Here is a 16,626-nt window from a genome sequence, read left to right as displayed (position 1 = left end):
CGACGGACGATGTCGTGCGGGTCGGCCGCTTGTTACCGGGCGGTCAATTTGTACGCAGGGCTTTGTCCGACCGTCATTCGCGTTATCCTGTCCAGGCTTCGGCCTACGCCACGATGACGAGGAGCCTGTCATGCCCCGCCTTCGAGCCGTTACCGTCTCGGGCAGGCCGGCAGATTCAGCCGGTTCCGCGCATTGCGCCGCATCCGTGTATCGCGCCGCATCCGTGTATCGCGCCGCATCCGTGTATCGCGCCGCTTTCTGGGACGACGTCGCGCAAACCTGGGCGGGGCCGCGACGGTGAGCGGCTCGACCGGCGGGCGTGGACCCGCGACGCTCGAGGAGGCCACCGTCCTGCAGTCGGAGGTGCTGGAGGACCTCCGGACCGCGGTGAACCACCTCGACTGGGTGACCTCCCTGACCGAGCCGTGGCTGGGCGACGACCCGTTGGAGATCGGGTCCGGGCTCGGTGACGCGGCGGCCCGGTGGGCCGCCACCGGCCGACCGTTGACCGTCTCCGAGGCCGACCCGGGCCGGCTGGCCGAGCTGCGGGAACGGTTTGCGGAGCATCCCACGGTCCAGGTCCGCGAGCTGGCCGTACCGATCCGCGAATCCGGTAACTACTCCGCGGTGGTCTCCCTCAACGTCCTGGAACACATCGAGGACGACGTTGCGGCGCTGCGCGACTTCGCCCGGTTGGTCCGACCCGGCGGCCGGATCGTGCTGGTCGTACCCGCGTTCGAGCAGGCGATGAGCAACTTCGACCGGGAGATCGGACACTTCCGCCGTTACCGGGTCCGGTCGATGGAGGCGACCCTGCGGGCGGCGGGTCTGCGGCCGATCAAGGTGACCTACCTCAACTCGCTCGGGCTCTTCGGCTGGTTGGTGTTCGTCAAGTTGCTGCGCGGCCGACCGGGCGAAGGGCTGCCGTTGAAGATCTACGACAAGCTCATCGTGCCGGTGCTACGACGGGTGGAGGCGCGCATCCGCGTGCCGTTCGGCCAGTCCGTACTGGCCGTCGCCGAGACCCCCGGGTCGTAGGTCGTCGGTAGGCGACCCGGGGTCGTAGACAGTCGTCGAGACCCCGGGTCACAGGCAGTCTTAGGACCCCGTCGTAGCGGGCCGGTCGGGACCGGCCCTGGTCGTAGCCGACTGGTCAGACCCGCCAGGTCCACGCGTCGACGATGAGGGTGCCCGGACCGAAGAGCGAGTCCAGCGTCGTCCGCAGCGCCGGGGCGTTGCGCTCCGACTCCGCCACCACCATGCAGGATGCGCCCCAGAAGGCCACGTCCCGGGCGGCCTGGTCACGGTGCTGCTGGGTGATCACCGGCACCTGGCCGGTCTTGGCCACCTCGGTGAGCAGCGTCGAGGTCGGTTGCTTGTACGTGCCCATCGACGCCTTGCCGCCGGCCCCGTACGGGGCGATGAAGAACCCCTCCGGCAGACGGAACTCGGCGTTCGCGACGGCGGCCCAGCGCATCACGTCCGGTTCCTTCGGAGTCGGCAGGGGGACGGGCACCAGCACACCGTCGCTCGGCACACACTGGCGCCAGTGGCCGCCGCTGATGAAGGTCGGTACGGGGGCACGGGAGGTGGCCGGCAGCGGAGCCGGCGCGATCGGCAGCAGGACGGCGACGGTGGCGATCGGGACCAGCAACCGGGCCGGGCTGTCCATGCTGCGCATGGCCCGGTCCAGGGCCAGCACCAGGACCGTTGCGATCAGTGGGATCAGGATCAGGGCGAACCGCATCGGCAGGGCACCCTCGATCACCGGCTTGTTGCGCAGCAGTTCGTACGGTGCCCAGATGTCGGTACGGACACCGTCGAGGACCACCTGTGGGCCCAGGGAGAGCCAGGCGGCGAGCAGGGCGACCGGCACGATCGCGAGCACCAACCGGTTTCGCCGCAACCACCAGACGCAGGCGGCGAAGAGCAGCAGCATCGGCAGGCCGAGGAACGTGTTGTACTCGGAGGCCCCGGTGCTCAGTCGGGCCGCCCCTGGCGTACCGGCGATGGACAGCGGCGAGATGGCTGCGTAGCTGGCCAGGTCGGCCGAGAAGTAGTCGGGGCTGAACACGCCGTTCGGCACGCTCTGCGGCCCCTTGAACTGCATCCAGAGCGGATAGGCCAGTGCCATCCCGGCCAGACCGACGGCCAGCAGCATGCCGCCGACGAAACGCGGCAGGACCCGGCGTACGAACGCGGGAGCGACGACGGCGTAGGCGATCGTCAGCAGGGCGAGGGTGATCGCCGTCAGGAACAGCACTTCCTCGCCGACGAAGACCTGGACGGTCACCAGTGTGGCAAGGGTCATAGCAAGGATGGCCAGACGGCGGCTCGACCCCGCCGCGCCGTCGCGGTGTTCGGGGTCGGACACCTGGACCATGCGTACGACGCACCACACGATCGCCGGCACCAGCCACTGTGCGGTCATGTGCGGGTGGCTGTTGGACTGGGAGATCATGCCCGGGGCGAAGCCGCAGAAGAGCGCCCCGATGGCTGCCGGGAACCGGCCTGCGCCGAGTGTGCGCTGGTAGAGCAGGTACCAGCCGATCGAGGTGAAGGCCAGATTGCCGGCGACCAGTACGGCGAACGAGGTGCCGGTGCCGAACAGGAGGGTGATCGGGGCGAGGATGAGCCCGGGCACGATGATGGTGGCGTTGGCCATCAGGTTGAACCCGTCCGGCGCGTTCAGCCGGTCACTGACCAGACCGAAGTCGCCGAGCAGCATCCGGGCGTCGTTGGCCAGGAACCACTCGATCAGGGTCTGGTCCTCGGGGTTGAGAGCGAGGGTACGGGTCGTCGGATCCGGCCACAGCCCGTGGGTGAGCCATCCGGCCAGTACGAGAAACAGCAGACAGATTCCCAGGTCGGGCCAGTAGCGTCGGAGCCGTTCGAGCCATTGGCGTCTTCCGGGCCGGGTCACGTCAGGACTGCCTTTCGTGGCGGCCTTCTCGGGGCCGGCCTCCTGTGCGGTGTCGGCTGCGCTCGTCACGACCTTGACCCTAGTGCCAGAAGGCGCGGCGGGGTGCGCCCAGTTGACTCGGACCCGCTACGGTGACAGCACCGGAGTGTCTCGACACTCCGCTGCCGCCGGCCCGGGTGGTGGAAAGGCAGACACGGCCGCCTTAAAAGCGGCTGCCGCAAGGCGTGCGGGTTCGACCCCCGCCCCGGGCACCAGCCAACCGTCATGGCCTGGATAGTTGGATCTCCAAAAGCCTGCTGCCTCGGTTTACTCTTGACTGGCACCTCAACGTGCATCGACCCCCCAAGGGAGGCCTGACAGTGAAGACTTCCAACCCGGTGCTGGCCCGGCTCGGCCAGGCGGCCGAGCGCGAGCGGGCCGCCGGGTACGCCCCAGGCGGCCCGTACGGCCAGCCCGGATACGGCCAGCCGGGGCACCCCGGTGCGTACGGCCAGCCCGGTTACGGACAGCCCGGACAGCCGTACCCGGCGACGGGTTACCCGTCCGCGCCGCCCACCGTGCAGACGATGTCCATCGACGATGTCGTCGTCAAGACCGTGACCCTGCTGGGCATCCTGGGGGTGTCGGCGGCGGCGGCCTGGGTGCTGGTGCCCGACGCGCTGGTCAAGGTGGCCTGGATCGGTGCCGCCGTGGTCGGCCTGGTGCTCGGTCTGATCATCTCGTTCTCCCGGATCGCCAACCCGGCGCTCGTGGTCACCTACGCGGTGATCGAGGGCGTCTTCGTCGGCATGGTGAGCAAGGCGTTCGAGACGCTCTACAACGGCATCGTGCTCCAGGCGGTGGTCGCCACCTTCGGCGTCTTCTTCGTGATGGCGATGCTCTACAAGATGCGGGTCGTCCGGGCCACGCCGAAGTTCGCCCGCGGGTTGATCGCGGTGATGGCGGGTCTCTTCGCGGTCATGCTGATCAACCTGGTGCTGGCGCTGTTCGGGTTCGACACCGGGCTGCGTAGCGGCGGTGCGCTGGCGATCGGCTTCAGCCTGGTCTGCATCGTGGTGGCCTCGCTCAGCTTTGTTCTGAGCTTCCACGAGGTCGAGGAGGGCGTGCGGATGGGGTTGCCGCAGCGCTACTCGTGGACCGCCGCGTTCGGCATCCTGGTCAGCCTGGTCTGGCTCTACCTCGAGGTCCTGCGTCTGATCAGCTACTTCCAGGGCGACGACTGAGCAGTCGTCCCACGGCCACGGCGGCCCGCTTCCGAAACGGAGGCGGGCCGCCGCCGTCTGCTCGTAGACTCGCGGTGATGAGCGCTGACGAACTGAACCGGGCGGTCGACCTGCTGCTTGGGCAGGTGGGGCACTGGGGAACCCCCCGCTGGGAGGCCGAGGCCGCCAACGGGCTGGGCACCCGCGCCGACCTGGTGCACCGACTCGTGCAGCGGTTGGCCGACCTGTCCGCCGACGTCGAGGGGGAGCCCCGGCGGCAGGTGCCGAGACTCGGCAACGATCTGGCCCTGCCGGACCAGCTCCGGGCGATCGCCTCGGATCTGATCGCCGCGGACGCGCCGGAACCGGTCCTGTCGGCCGCCGCGGCTGACGTGGCCGCCACCCGTCAGGAACTCTGACCGACGCTGTGGCTCGGTGCGGCTGCCGCCGCTCAGTGCTGCTGTTGGGCGACGGCCACCGCGTGGGCCACGGCGGGCAGCAGCGCGTGGGCCCACACCCGATAGCCGTCGGCGGACGGGTGGTAGCCGTCGGGGCACAGGGTCCCCGCGTCGGCCCGGAACACCGGACCGGTCTCACCGGCCAGGTCCACCACGGCACCACCTGAGGCCAGCACCGCGCGGGCCTGCGCCCGGGCGGTACGCCGGCCGAGCCAGCCGGCGACCTGGCGTAGCGGCTGCGCCATCGCCCGTACCGCACCGAGGTCGGGGCAGGTGCCGACGACGACCTCCACCCCGGCCTCGCGTAGCCGGCGTACGGCGCTGCCGAGATAGGTGGCGCTCTCCCCGGGCCAGCGCAGGGACGTCGCGTCGTTGGCGCCGATCAGGATCACCGCCACGTCCGGACGTTCACCGAGCAGGGCGCGGGCGACCTGGGTGGCGAGGTCGGCGCACCGGGAGCCCGAGACGCCGACGCTGGAGAGCAGAACCTGGCGTTCACCGACCCCGGCCGGCCCGGTGCCGGGGGAGAGCAGCCTGGCGAGTTGCCCGCCGACCGTGTCGCCGACCCGGTCGACGCCGACGCCGAGCGTCGACGAGTCACCGAGCAGCACCAGGCGCAACGGCGGTGCACTGGCCGGGCCGATGGTCGAGCGCAACGCCAGGCCGAGCTTCGGCTGGGCGTAACGCCGGTTACGGGCCACCAGTGCCTCACCGGCCAGCAACGCTGCGCCACCGACGGTTCCGGCGACGAGGGTCAGTACGGCGGCCCGACCGATCCGGGCGGCGACGCCTCTCATGCCCGCTCCTCTACCTTGGCTGGATCCGGGGCCGGGCGGGGCGGCCAGGGCACCGCCGACGTCACCCCGCTCTCGGTGGGCTCCTCCGCCCGGGGCTGGCCGAACCAGGACCGACGCCGACGTAGCTGCGCCCACCGGCCGGCCGGACCGCGTTCCCGGCCGCCAACCTGAGCGCCACGTACCTCCGTACCGGCATGGCGGGCCGCCTCCTGGGCAGCGGCTGGCAGCGAGCGTACGCCTTCACCGGGGGCGAGGGCAGCCCGTTGCTCGTGTGCCGAACCGAGGGCGGCCAGCGAGGTCGGGAGCAGCGCCGCGACGGCGATGGCGTACCCCTCGGCGGAGGGGTGGAAGTGGTCCCAGGCGAACAACCGGGTCGGCTCGGCGGCGAACCGGGGGCCGAGCAGGTCACCCAGGGACACCGTCAGCCCGCCCGCCTCGACGACGGCGACCGTCTGGGCGGCGGCTAGTTGGCGGCTCCAGCGGCGGGCCAACCAGCGCAACGGCGGTTTGATCGGTTGGATGGCGCCGAGGTCGGGGCAGGTGCCGACGACCACCTGCGCGCCCGCCTCCCGCAGCCGGCGGACCGCATCGACGAGATAGCGTACGGCCACCGCCGGCGAAGTGCGATTGGTGACGTCGTTGCCACCGATCAGGATGACCGCCAGGTCCGGCCGGGTCTCGACGGCGGCGTCGACCTGCGGAGCCAGCCCGGCCGAGAGGCTGCCCACCACGGCGAACCGGCGCAGTCGCACCGGCCGTCCCAGGCGGCGGGACACGCCCGTGGCCAGCAGCGCGCCCGGGGTCTCCCGGGGACGGTGTACGCCGTAGCCGGCGGCGGACGAGTCGCCCAGTAGCACCAGGTTGATCGGTTGGCCGGGAAGCTTGGCGCCGTAGAGGCCGTCGCCGCGCGGAGGCGGGGCCTCGGCCATCGGGATGGTCCGTCGGGCCTGTCGGGCCTGGGCCAGCAACACGCCCGCGGTGACCGCCGCCGTCAACGCGGTTGCGCCCGTCCCCACGGCCGCCACCCTGCCGATCCGGCGCGCGACGCGCCATGACGGAAGCTTTCCTGCCGATGCTGCGGCCTGACTCATCAAGCGGCCCCCCAGATGCCGAATGACCCTGCAAATTTCGAGACTAACGCGGTGGTACGACGCGTGCCGTCGCTGTCCGGCTGCCCGGTTGAGTAGAAAGTGACAGTGATGGGTAGTTACCTTCGATGAGGGCCGATGCCGGTCGGGCCTTCTTGCCACCGCGTGCATCATTGCGAGGAGGAGGTCACGAACATGGCGAAGAAACTCAGGCGGACGGCGGCTTTCGCGGCGCTGGCACGGGCGATGACCTCCGGCGCACGCGGTGGCCCCTCGTTGGGCAAGCGGTTGGCCGCCCTGCCCCGGATGATCAAGGCTACCGCCCGGCGCGAGTACGACGGCGGCCTGCGGCTGGCCCTGATGGTGGCGGCGACGGCGTACGTTGCCTCCCCGGTCGACCTGGTGCCGGAGGCGTTCCTCGCGCTCTTCGGGCTGGCCGACGACGCCCTGATGATCACCTGGCTGGCCGGTAGCGTGCTGGCCGAGACCGAGCGGTTCCTGGAGTGGGAGCGCCGCCGCGAAACGGTGATCCCTGGGTACGTGGTGCACTGACGGCACGTAGGCTGGCGCTGACCTGTGACCGTCCGCCCGGCCACGAAGCCGTCGGCGCCTTGAGAAGGGCACAACGAGGTGCACTACTACGAAAACGTCGTCGAGCTGATCGGCAACACCCCGCTGGTCCGACTACGTAACGTGACCGAGGGCATCTCGGCGACGGTGCTGGCCAAGGTTGAATATCTCAATCCCGGCGGATCGGTCAAGGACCGGATCGCCTCCCGGATGATCGAGGACGCCGAGAAGGCCGGGCTGCTCAAGCCCGGTGGCACCATCGTCGAGCCGACCAGCGGTAACACCGGTGTCGGGCTGGCCCTGGTCGCCCAGCTCAAGGGCTACAAGTGCGTGTTCGTCTGCCCGGACAAGGTCAGCCAGGACAAGCAGGACGTGCTGCGGGCGTACGGCGCCGAGGTGGTGGTCTGCCCGACCGCGGTCGCGCCGGAGGACCCCCGCTCGTACTACAACGTCTCCGACCGGCTGGCGCGGGAGATCCCCGGTGCCTGGAAGCCCAACCAGTACGCCAACCCGGCCAACCCGCGCTCGCACTACGAGACCACCGGCCCCGAGCTGTGGAAGCAGACCGAGGGCGGGATCACCCACTTCGTGGCCGGGGTGGGCACCGGCGGCACCATCTCCGGCATCGGCCGCTACCTGAAGGAAGCCTCCGGCGGGAAGGTCCGGGTGATCGGCGCCGACCCGGAGGGCTCGGTCTACTCCGGCGGCACCGGTCGGCCGTACCTGGTCGAGGGCGTCGGCGAGGACTTCTGGCCGGAGACGTACGACCGGACCATCTGTGACGAGATCATCGAGGTCTCGGACAAGGAGTCCTTCGAGCTGACCCGGCGACTGGCCCGGGAGGAGGGGCTGCTGGTCGGTGGCTCCTGCGGCATGGCCGTCGTCGCCGCGCTGGAGGTCGCCCGGCAGGCCGGCCCCGACGACGTGGTGGTGGTGCTGCTGCCCGACGGTGGACGTGGCTACCTGTCGAAGATCTTCAACGACCAGTGGATGGCCCGGTACGGCTTCATGCAGACCGGCGGCACCGAGGCGACCGTGGCCGAGGCGCTGGCCAGCAAGCCGGGTGGCATTCCCGAACTGGTCCACGTACACCCGACCGAGACGGTCCGGGACGCGATCGACTACATGCGCGAGTACGGCGTCTCCCAACTGCCGGTGCTCAAGGCCGAGCCGCCGGTGGTGACCGGCGAGGTGGCCGGCTCGATCGCCGAGCGGGATCTGCTCGACGCGCTCTTCACCGGACAGGCCCACCTGCACGACACCATCGAGCGGCACATGGCGGAGCCGCTGCCGATGATCGGTGGCGGGCAGCCGGTCAGCGAGGCGGTCAACCTGCTGGAGAAGTCGGACGCGGCGCTGGTGCTGGTCGACGGCAAGCCCAAGGGCGTACTGACCCGGCAGGACCTGCTGGCGCATCTCGGCGCCCGCTGACCCGGCGGCCCCGCTGCCTCGGCGCCCGCCGCCGGGGCAGCGACCCCGTGCAGCCCGGAGATCACCCGCAGGACGGGGTCTCCGGGCTGCGTTCCGTCATGAGGCAGGCGTCCGGCAGTACGAACCAGCGCAGTTCCTCGAAGGCGGACGACACCGACGAACCCCGGTCCCCGTCAACGTAGCTGCGCCCGTCGAGCCGGTCGAACAGCTCCCGGGCGTACGACAGGTAGCCGGCCAGCGCGTCCTCGCCCGCCCGCCCGTGCCGCCTCGGCCAGTCCGGCCCGGCCTCGGTGTAGCGGAGTTGGCCGAGGCGCAGCGTCGGCTCGGCCGGCGCGTCCCGGTGTCGCCACAACCCCGTCCACGGGTCGAACCGGTAGTCGGGCAGGAGTTTCCAGCCATGGGTGGCGACCAGGTCCACCGCGTCGATCAGGAACCGGCCGACCGTGTCACTGAAGAAGTAGTTGAAGCTGAGGCGTACCCAACCGGGTTTGATCCCGGCGCAGCCGGCCACGATCTCCCGCTCGAACCGGTGTGACCGGTCCAGGTCGATGCCGAGCAGTCGGTGCCCGTACGGCCCGGCACACGAGCAGCCGCCCCGGGCCTGGATTCCGAACAGGTCGTTGAGCAGGGCCACCACGAAGTTGTGGTGGAGGTAGGGGCCGTCCGGTCGGCGTACCACGAACGACACGATGGGCAGCCGGTCGGCGTCGGGGTTGCCGAGCACCTCGATGGCCGGGTTGCCGCCCCAGTGGTCGATCGCCGTACGCCAGAACCGTTCCTCCCGGGCCCGGATGACCTCGGTGCCGACCGCCTGTTTGAGTTGGAACACCAGGCCGGCGCGGATCGACTCCACGATGGCCGGGGTGCCGCCCTCCTCCCGGTGCACGGGATCGGTGAGGTAGCGGTGCTCGATGGCGTTGACGTAGTCCACCGTGCCGCCGCCGGGAACGGTGGGTACCGGGTTGCGCAGCAGCTCACGGCGTACGGCCAGCACACCGGGGGTGCCCGGGCCGCCGACGAACTTGTGCGGCGACAGGAAGACGGCGTCCTTGTGGCCGAGCGGCGTGCTGGCCCCGGCCATGTCGATGTCGACGTACGGGCCGGCGGCGGCGAAGTCCCAGAACGCCAGTGCGCCGTGCCGGTGCAGGAGCCGACAGATCGGGCCGGTGTCGGTGAGGATGCCGGTGACGTTGGAGGCGGCCGAGAACGAGCCGATCTTCAACGGTCGGTGGCGGTAGCGCCTGAGTTCCCCCGCCAACCTGGTGATGTCGATGTGGCCGTCGGCGTCCTCCGGGATCACCACCACCTCGGCGGTCGACTCCCGCCAGGGCAGCTCGTTGGAGTGGTGCTCGAAGGGGCCGATGAACACCACCGGGCGGTCGCTGCCCTTCATGATCCGCTCGATGCCGGTCGCCGGCCGGTCGCCGCCCGGTGCCGGGTGCTGCTGGTGGCGGTTCGGTGGTCCCGCCTGCAGGCCGAGGATCCGGATCAGCTTGTCGATGCCGCTGGTGGCACCGGAGCCGGTGAAGATGATGACGGTCTGTTCGTCGCCGCCGACCGCCTCGCGGATCAGCTCCCGGGCGTCCTCGCGCAGCCTCGTGGTCTGCCGGCCGGTGCTGGACGACTCGGTATGCGTGTTGGCGTAGTGGGGGAGTACCTCGTCGCGGATGAAGTCCTCGATGAACGACAGCGCCCGGCCGGATGCGGTGTAGTCGGCGTAGGTGATCCGGCGGGGACCGTAGGGGCCGGCTATCAGCCGGTCGTCGCCGATGACACCCTCGCGGATACGACGCAGCAGGGGTTGATCCGTATCGTTGTCCCTACCCATTCCCCATTATGTGATATGAGTCACCTTCACGGCTACGGTAGATCTCGGACATACCGCAGTTGGCGGGTGATCGCCGTACCGACGTCGCCCTCCCGTTCTTCGCCGCTGACGCTCCAGCCACCCCGTTCGTAGAACCGGCGCGCATGCGTGTTGTCGGCCAGTACCCAGAGGCTCGCCCGTTGCCAACCGCGCTGGCGCAGGCTCTCCAGGGCATCGACCATCAGTAGCTTACCGACGCCTTTTCCCTGTTCACTGGGGTCGAGATGGATGGCGTACAGTTCGCCGACGGCGGGATCGTCCGGGGCTGGGCCGAGATAGGTGAAGCCGACCAGTCGTCCGTCGTACTCCGCGACGGTCATCCGGTGGCTGTCCCGTTCGTACGGCCAGCGTTCCGTCCACCACCTCCCCATCGACTCGGCGGAGATCGCGGCGAGTGCCTCGGCGGGCACGAAATCGCGGTAGGCGGCCAGCCGGGCGCGGTAGTGCAGGGCGCCGACGGCCATCAGGTCATCGGAGTGGGCCGGGCGGAGGGTGATGCTCACCCGGTCAACGGTAGTAGCGTGCCGGCATGGCCACCTGGGAGACCCTGCGCGAGCTGGCCTCGGCGCTGCCGGAGGTCCAGCACTCCACGTCCTATGGCACCCCCGCCTGCAAGGTGCGGGGCAAGGTGTTCGCGCGACTGCTGGAAGACGGCCAGCGGGCCGCCATCTTCACGCACGAGCGGGAAGGGCTGGTCGCGGCCGATCCGGTCACCTTCACCGTCCCCGACCACTACGTCAACTATCCGATGGTCGTTGTCAATCTGTCGACTGTGGACAACCAGGAACTGGGGGAGCTGCTGGCCGAGTCGTGGCGGCTCAGAGCACCTAAGCGGCTGGCGACGACCCGGCACTGGTGAGCCGGGGTGGCACCGGCACCCGGATCAGGTCCGCGGCCACCACGAGGTCGCCGTCGAACTGTTCGCGTGCCTCGGCCGCGAAGCGGTCAGGATCGGGGTACCGCTGCGAGAAGTGGGTGAGCACGAGGCGTCGTACCCCTGACTCGGCCGCCACCCGGGCAGCCTGGGCCGCGGTCAGGTGGCCGGCCTCGGCGGCCAGTTCGGCGTCCTCGGTCAGGAAGGTCGACTCGATCACCAGGAGGTCGGCCCCCTCCGCGAGGGCGTAGACGTTGTCGCACAGGCCGGTGTCCATCACGAACGCGAACCGCTGCCCCCGGCGCGGTTCGCTGACCGCATCCAGGGGGACGCGGCGCCCGTCGACGTCGAGGTGGCCGGTCCGGATCAGCTCGCTGATGGCCGGCCCGGCGATTCCGTACGCCGCCAGCCGCTCCGGCAACATCCGGCGGCCGTCCGGCTCCACCAGCCGGTAACCGTACGTCTCGATCGGATGCTGGAGCCGGCGGGCCTGGAGCGTTCCGGCGCTGGTGCTGATCTGCTGCCCGTCCATGCTGACCGGCTCGGCGCGGACCTCGGCGGTCTCGTGGAAGACGCTGGCGTGCCGCAACCGGGCGAAGTAGTCCGCTCCGGTGGCCGGGAAGTGGGCGCTGACCGGGTGTGCCGTGCGATCCAGCGAGAGACGCTGTACGACGCCGGGCAGGCCGAGGCAGTGATCGCCGTGGAAGTGGCTGATGCAGATCCGGGTCAGCGCGCTGACCGGCAGCCCGGCCAGGAGCATCTGCCGCTGGGTGCCCTCGCCCGGGTCGAACATGACGACCTCGCTGTCCCAGACCAGGACGTAGCCGTTGTGGTTACGGCGGCGGGTGGGCACCTGGCTGGCCGTACCGAGCACCACCAGTTCACGCAGCGACACGGTGGATCGTCCCTTCACGGGTGGATCGACGAGGTTACTCGGCGGCCGACAGAAAAAGCGACCCCCGGGGCTTCCACGCCGTGGCGTGGGCCGGCTGGACTGGGCCGGCACCCCGGGGGTCGGATGGCTGTCTTGGATTCGCCGTACCGCTGCCACACGGTCTCGGCGGTTGACCGGCCCCACCGACAGCAGCGGAGCCGGGAACTGTCAAGGACAGCGGCTAACGGACAGCCACCTCACGAGTCCCAATGCCGTACAAAGTAGGACCACCTCCTTTCCCGTGTACGGCCACGCTATCCACCGCCGGGTGGTGCCGCCAACGAATTTCGTCGACTCTGTCGGCGGCGGGTCGGTGCTGCACCTGGACGGTACGGATGGCGTCGGGCGATCGAGGAGGTCGGCCCGGTCGGCCCGTACGCTCCGGGAGCTGTCGAGCTGGGTGCACCAACGGGGCAAGCCGCCGCGACGCTGGGCGTGGCACGGGGAGGTCGTGGTCGGGAGCAGCGGGAGCACAGACGGGGCAGCTCGACAGGCCGCAGGCTGGTTCCGCAGAAGGGGTATCGGCCTGCTGCGGGCAGGCAGGGCATCCCCGCCCGCGGCTACGGTCCGGGTCCGGGTCCGGGTCCGGGACCGGCTCCGGCCCGGGCTCGCTGGCTCAGGCCCGGGCTCGCTCCCTCAGGCCCCTCAGGCTCCGGTACGGGCGACCCCGACCGGGCAGGTCAGACCGGTCGGACCGTGGGTGCAGTAGCCGTCCGGGTTCTTGGTGGGGGCCAGGTACTGCTGGTGGTAGTCCTCGGCGTAGAAGTAGTCGCCGAGCCGGCCGATCTCGGTGGTGATCTCGCCGTGTCCGGCCCGGGCCACCACCGGCGCGAACGCGTCCCGGGAGGCCTGCGCGGTCGCCAACTGCTCGTCCGAGGTGGTGTAGATCGCGGACCGGTACTGGGTGCCCACGTCGTTGCCCTGACGCATGCCCTGGGTCGGGTCGTGGTTCTCCCAGAAGACCTTCAGCAGGTCCTCGTAGCTGATCCGCATCGGGTCGTAGACCACCTGGACCACCTCGGCGTGCCCGGTACGCCCCGAACAGACCTCCTCGTAGGTCGGATTCGGGGTCAGTCCGCCGGCATAACCGACAGAGGTCGAGATCACGCCGGGGAGCTTCCAGAACAACCGCTCGGCACCCCAGAAGCAGCCCATCCCGAAGACGGCCACCTGCGCCCCCTCGGGCCACGGTCCACGCAGCCGGCTGCCGAGCACGGCATGCTGGTCGGTCACCAGCACCGGCGTGTCCCGGCCCGGCAGCGCCTGGTCGGGAGTGGGCAGTTCGGCCTTCATCCGCCGTAGGAACACGGGTCCTTCTCCTCTCGTGCCTTCCAAAGGGATGCAACGCCGTACCCTGTCGGATCCTTACCCGCTCAGCGGCAACTCAGGCCGGCAGCCGTCGCGGAGCCGGAGTGGCCGGTGGGACAGGTGTGGCCTGTTGTGGCCCGGTGTCCTCCGGCCCGTCAGGGCCCGGTCAGGGAGGCGGCGATCCGGGTGGCGTAGTCGGCGGCCTCGGCGTCGTCGGCGTAGCGGTGGCGGGGCCAGAAGAAACCGCGCAGCCCGTCGCCCTTCGTCCTCGGTACGACGTGCGTGTGCAGGTGCGGCACGGACTGGGAGACCCGGTTGTTGATCGCCACGAAGGTGCCACCCGAACCCAGACCGGCCTCTACGGCGGCCGAGATCCGCTGCACCAGGCCGAAGTAGCCGGCCAGGTCCGGGCCGGGCAGGTCGCCCAACGTCGCGAAATGCTCCCTGGGGATCACCAGCACATGTCCCCGGAACACCGGCCGGGTGTCCAGGAACGCCACGCCGGAGGGCTCGTCGGCGACCAGGAAGGCCGACGCCGAACCGACAACGATGGCACAGAAGACACAGCCAGCCACCCGGGCAGACTAACCTCACTCAGATGAGTCACGGCTTTGAGACGCTCGCCATCCACGCCGGCCAGGAGCCGGACCCCCGCACCGGGGCGGTGATCCCGCCGATCTATCAGACCAGCACGTTCGCCCAGGACGCCGTCGGAGAACCCCGACTGGGCTACGAGTACAGCAGGTCGGGCAACCCGACCCGGGACGCGTTGCAGGAGTGCCTCGCCACGCTGGAGCGCGGGCCGGTCGGCCTGGCGTTCGCCAGCGGCCTGGCTGCCGAGGACACGGTGCTGCGTACGGTCTGCCGGCCGGGCGACCACATCGTGATCCCGGACGACGCGTACGGCGGCACCTTCCGGCTGGTCTCCCGGGTCGCCGAACGCTGGGGTCTGGCCTGGACGGCGGCGAAGGTATCGGACCCCGATGCCGTGCGGGCGGCGATCGAACCGGGCAAGACCAAGATCGTCTGGGTGGAGACGCCGACCAACCCGCTGCTCGGCATCGCGGACATCGCCGCCCTCGCCGGGATCGCCCACGACGCGGGCGCACTGCTGGTGGTGGACAACACCTTCGCCTCGCCCTATCTCCAGCAGCCCATCGCCCACGGTGCGGATGTCGTCGTGCACTCCACGACCAAGTACGTCGGTGGCCACTCCGACGTTGTCGGCGGCGCCCTGATCGCGGCCAGCACCGACCTGGGCCAGGAACTGGCCTACCACCAGAACGCGATGGGTGCGGTGAGCGGGCCGTTCGACTCGTGGCTGACCCTGCGCGGGATCAAGACACTGGCCGTACGGATGGACCGCCACTGCGACAACGCGGAGCGGATCGCCCAGTACCTCGACAGCCACCCGGCCGTTTCGCAGGTGCTGTACCCGGGTCTGCCGGAGCATCCGGGCCACGAGACGGCGGCCAAGCAGATGCGCCGGTTCGGTGGAATGATCTCCTTCCGGCTCGCCGGTGGCGAGGAGCAGGCCGTACGCGTCTGCAACCGGGCCAAGCTGTTCGTGCTGGCCGAGTCGCTGGGCGGGGTGGAATCGCTGATCGAACACCCGGGACAAATGACACACGCAAGTGCAGCCGGTTCGCCGCTTGAAGTTCCCGCCGATCTCGTGCGACTGTCTGTCGGCATCGAGACGGCCGATGATCTGCTTGCCGACCTGGAGCAGGCACTCGGCTGAGGCGCTGGGGAGGGTGGCCGTGCAGGAGATCATGCCGACCTGGGTGGGCGCGACCGCGAAACAGATAGCTCGGGCGGTCCGGCGCGGTGACGCGTCCGCCACCCAGGTTGTCGCCGACCACCTGGACCACATCGCCACGGCGGACCGTGAGTTGTCCGCGTTCCGGGTGGTTCGGGGCGGCGAGGCGATCGTCGAAGCGGAGAAGGTCGACGAGCAGGAGGAACTGGCCAACCTGCCGCTGGCCGGAGTACCGGTGGCGGTCAAGGAGAACACGGCGGTGGCCGGGCTACCGACCTGGAACGGCTCCGCCGCCGCCCGTACCCCGGTCGCCGAGGACGACCACGAGGTGGTCCGACGGCTACGCGGGGCCGGCGCGATCATCCTCGGCGTGACCCGGATGCCGGAGCTGGGCCTCTGGGCGGTCACCGACGACGAGACCGCGGCCACCCGTAACCCGTGGCGGGCCGACCGGACCCCGGGCGGCTCGTCCGGCGGGTCGGCCGCGGCGGTCGCCGCCGGCATGGTGCCGATCGCGCACGGCAACGACGGGTTGGGCTCGATCCGGATCCCGGCCGCCTGCTGCGGGCTGATCGGTCTCAAGCCCGGTCGCGGCGTGGTGCCCTGCCAACTCGGGGCCGAGGACTGGTTCGGGCTGACCGAGCACGGCATCCTGGCCAGTACGGTCGCCGACGCCGCAGTCGGGTTCTCCGTGCTGGCCGGGCGCCGCCCGGACAAGCTGGTACCCCCACAACGCCTCCGGGTGGCGACCTCGCTGCGGTCACCCGTGCTGGGCGTACGCCCCGACGAGCCGAACCGGGACGCGGTCGCCACCGCGTCCCGGCTGCTGGCAGCGGCCGGGCATGATGCGATCGCCATCGATCCGGTCTATCCCGCCGCGCTCAGCCTGCGGGGTACCGCGACCTGGTTCGCCGCCGCCGCCCAGGACATCCGGGAGAGCGGCCTGGACCGGCGGACCCTGCAACCCCGCAGCCGACGGCACGCGGCCATCGGCGACTGGGCCAACCGGCGGGGTCTGGTCCGGGAGACGGACCGTGCCGAGTGGCGGCGGCGGTCGATCAACTTCTTCACCGACAACTCGGTGGATCTGCTGCTCACCCCGGCGCTGGCCGCCACACCGCCGTCGGCGCTGGGCTGGGCGACCGGGTCCTGGCGGGCCAACCTGATGGCCAGCATCCGGTACGCCCCGTACGCGGCACCGTGGAACATTGCCGGCCTACCGGCGCTGGTGGTGCCTGTAGGCGTACGGCCGGACGGGTTGCCCGTCGGGGTGCAACTGGTCGGCCCGCCCGGATCGGAGCTGCTGCTGCTGGCGGTGGCCGGTCAGTTCGAGTTGGCCGCCCCGTGGTCCCGGCACGCACCCAGCTGGCCCAGGGTGCCCAGCGCTGCCGGCTGAGCCGTGGAGCGTCGCTACC

16 protein-coding genes and 1 tRNA gene are annotated in these 16,626 nt (G+C 70.6%); 9 read left to right on the top strand and 8 right to left on the bottom strand.

The window, feature by feature from the left end; all coding sequences use genetic code 11:
* Nucleotides 1–297 precede the first annotated feature (297 nt).
* On the top strand, nt 298–1,038 hold the full coding sequence (locus ACFQ4H_RS17955; RefSeq protein WP_377572130.1) for a class I SAM-dependent methyltransferase: 741 nt from the start codon (nt 298–300) through the stop codon (nt 1,036–1,038).
* 115 nt (nt 1,039–1,153) lie between these two features.
* Here the strand turns inward: ACFQ4H_RS17955 and ACFQ4H_RS17950 are convergent, their stop codons facing one another.
* Nucleotides 1,154–2,992 carry a glycosyltransferase family protein gene (locus tag ACFQ4H_RS17950; RefSeq protein WP_377572129.1) on the bottom strand — a complete coding sequence of 613 codons (1,839 nt, stop codon included), beginning with the start codon at nt 2,990–2,992 and terminating at the stop codon, nt 1,154–1,156.
* Between the two features lie 101 nt (nt 2,993–3,093).
* Between ACFQ4H_RS17950 and ACFQ4H_RS17945 the strand changes: the two genes are divergently transcribed.
* The 3 genes from ACFQ4H_RS17945 to ACFQ4H_RS17935 all read left to right on the top strand — a co-directional run bounded on the left by ACFQ4H_RS17945 (nt 3,094) and on the right by ACFQ4H_RS17935 (nt 4,544).
* Nucleotides 3,094–3,177: transfer RNA gene (locus tag ACFQ4H_RS17945), tRNA-Leu, on the top strand.
* Nucleotides 3,178–3,282: 105 nt separating this feature from the next.
* Nucleotides 3,283–4,146, top strand: coding sequence for a Bax inhibitor-1/YccA family protein (locus ACFQ4H_RS17940; RefSeq protein WP_377572128.1), 864 nt, complete (start codon nt 3,283–3,285; stop codon nt 4,144–4,146).
* A 77-nt stretch (nt 4,147–4,223) separates the two neighbouring features.
* Nucleotides 4,224–4,544 (top strand): hypothetical protein, encoded by a 321-nt coding sequence (locus ACFQ4H_RS17935; protein WP_377572127.1) that lies wholly within the window; start codon nt 4,224–4,226, stop codon nt 4,542–4,544.
* A gap of 32 nt (nt 4,545–4,576) precedes the next feature.
* On the opposite strand, the gene ACFQ4H_RS17930 is transcribed toward ACFQ4H_RS17935, so the two are convergent.
* Both ACFQ4H_RS17930 and ACFQ4H_RS17925 read right to left on the bottom strand, forming a co-directional pair.
* Nucleotides 4,577–5,380: an SGNH/GDSL hydrolase family protein gene (locus ACFQ4H_RS17930; RefSeq protein WP_377572126.1), complete on the bottom strand. Its 804-nt coding sequence runs from the start codon at nt 5,378–5,380 to the stop codon at nt 4,577–4,579.
* Nucleotides 5,377–6,471, bottom strand: a complete 1,095-nt coding sequence (locus ACFQ4H_RS17925) for an SGNH/GDSL hydrolase family protein (RefSeq protein WP_377572125.1) — start codon at nt 6,469–6,471, stop codon at nt 5,377–5,379. The genes ACFQ4H_RS17930 and ACFQ4H_RS17925 overlap by 4 nt, the downstream gene beginning before the upstream one ends.
* Before the next feature lie 192 nt (nt 6,472–6,663).
* On the opposite strand from ACFQ4H_RS17925, the gene ACFQ4H_RS17920 reads away from it, so the two are divergent.
* The gene (locus ACFQ4H_RS17920; protein ID WP_377572124.1) at nt 6,664–7,020 is read left to right on the top strand and encodes a YkvA family protein; all 357 of its coding nucleotides are present in this window, start codon (nt 6,664–6,666) and stop codon (nt 7,018–7,020) included.
* A gap of 78 nt (nt 7,021–7,098) precedes the next feature.
* Nucleotides 7,099–8,469, top strand: coding sequence for a cystathionine beta-synthase (locus tag ACFQ4H_RS17915; RefSeq protein ID WP_377572123.1), 1,371 nt, complete (start codon nt 7,099–7,101; stop codon nt 8,467–8,469).
* A gap of 61 nt (nt 8,470–8,530) precedes the next feature.
* Here the strand turns inward: ACFQ4H_RS17915 and ACFQ4H_RS17910 are convergent, their stop codons facing one another.
* Complete coding sequence (locus ACFQ4H_RS17910) at nt 8,531–10,297, bottom strand: aminotransferase class V-fold PLP-dependent enzyme (RefSeq protein ID WP_377572122.1); 1,767 nt, start codon at nt 10,295–10,297, stop codon at nt 8,531–8,533.
* Between the two features lie 32 nt (nt 10,298–10,329).
* A complete protein-coding gene (locus tag ACFQ4H_RS17905) occupies nt 10,330–10,839 on the bottom strand; it encodes a GNAT family N-acetyltransferase (protein WP_377572121.1) in 510 nt (169 codons plus the stop codon).
* Nucleotides 10,840–10,865: 26 nt separating this feature from the next.
* Between ACFQ4H_RS17905 and ACFQ4H_RS17900 the strand changes: the two genes are divergently transcribed.
* Nucleotides 10,866–11,195, top strand: a complete 330-nt coding sequence (locus tag ACFQ4H_RS17900; RefSeq protein ID WP_377572120.1) for an MmcQ/YjbR family DNA-binding protein — start codon at nt 10,866–10,868, stop codon at nt 11,193–11,195.
* Here the strand turns inward: ACFQ4H_RS17900 and ACFQ4H_RS17895 are convergent.
* The 3 genes from ACFQ4H_RS17895 to ACFQ4H_RS17885 all read right to left on the bottom strand — a co-directional run bounded on the left by ACFQ4H_RS17895 (nt 11,164) and on the right by ACFQ4H_RS17885 (nt 14,027).
* Nucleotides 11,164–12,105, bottom strand: coding sequence for a ribonuclease Z (locus ACFQ4H_RS17895; protein ID WP_377572182.1), 942 nt, complete (start codon nt 12,103–12,105; stop codon nt 11,164–11,166). The two genes, ACFQ4H_RS17900 and ACFQ4H_RS17895, sit on opposite strands and share 32 nt — an antisense overlap.
* Before the next feature lie 684 nt (nt 12,106–12,789).
* On the bottom strand, nt 12,790–13,452 hold the full coding sequence (gene msrA, locus ACFQ4H_RS17890) for a peptide-methionine (S)-S-oxide reductase MsrA (RefSeq protein WP_377572119.1): 663 nt from the start codon (nt 13,450–13,452) through the stop codon (nt 12,790–12,792).
* A 155-nt stretch (nt 13,453–13,607) separates the two neighbouring features.
* Complete coding sequence (locus ACFQ4H_RS17885; protein WP_377572118.1) at nt 13,608–14,027, bottom strand: HIT family protein; 420 nt, start codon at nt 14,025–14,027, stop codon at nt 13,608–13,610.
* A 23-nt stretch (nt 14,028–14,050) separates the two neighbouring features.
* Between ACFQ4H_RS17885 and ACFQ4H_RS17880 the strand changes: the two genes are divergently transcribed.
* Both ACFQ4H_RS17880 and ACFQ4H_RS17875 read left to right on the top strand, forming a co-directional pair.
* The gene (locus ACFQ4H_RS17880) at nt 14,051–15,193 is read left to right on the top strand and encodes a cystathionine gamma-synthase (RefSeq protein ID WP_377572117.1); all 1,143 of its coding nucleotides are present in this window, start codon (nt 14,051–14,053) and stop codon (nt 15,191–15,193) included.
* 13 nt (nt 15,194–15,206) lie between these two features.
* Complete coding sequence (locus ACFQ4H_RS17875) at nt 15,207–16,607, top strand: amidase (RefSeq protein ID WP_377572116.1); 1,401 nt, start codon at nt 15,207–15,209, stop codon at nt 16,605–16,607.
* The last annotated feature ends 19 nt before the right edge of the window (nt 16,608–16,626 follow it).

Origin of the sequence: Micromonospora sonneratiae, assembly GCF_042679305.1 — a bacterium.
GTDB classification, from domain to species: Bacteria; Actinomycetota; Actinomycetes; order Mycobacteriales; family Micromonosporaceae; genus Micromonospora_H; species Micromonospora_H sonneratiae.
The sequence above is the reverse complement of the archived record's forward strand: the minus strand, read 5'-3'. Positions and strand labels throughout refer to the sequence as shown.

Coding starts and splice junctions, on each gene's coding strand:
- ACFQ4H_RS17920 (WP_377572124.1), top strand. CDS start 6,664: ATGGCGAAGAAACTCAGGCGGACGGCGGCTTTCGCGGCGCTGGCACGG.
- ACFQ4H_RS17900 (WP_377572120.1), top strand. CDS start 10,866: ATGGCCACCTGGGAGACCCTGCGCGAGCTGGCCTCGGCGCTGCCGGAG.
- ACFQ4H_RS17880 (WP_377572117.1), top strand. CDS start 14,051: ATGAGTCACGGCTTTGAGACGCTCGCCATCCACGCCGGCCAGGAGCCG.
- ACFQ4H_RS17910 (WP_377572122.1), bottom strand. CDS start 10,297: ATGGGTAGGGACAACGATACGGATCAACCCCTGCTGCGTCGTATCCGC.
- ACFQ4H_RS17935 (WP_377572127.1), top strand. CDS start 4,224: ATGAGCGCTGACGAACTGAACCGGGCGGTCGACCTGCTGCTTGGGCAG.
- ACFQ4H_RS17925 (WP_377572125.1), bottom strand. CDS start 6,471: ATGAGTCAGGCCGCAGCATCGGCAGGAAAGCTTCCGTCATGGCGCGTC.
- ACFQ4H_RS17930 (WP_377572126.1), bottom strand. CDS start 5,380: ATGAGAGGCGTCGCCGCCCGGATCGGTCGGGCCGCCGTACTGACCCTC.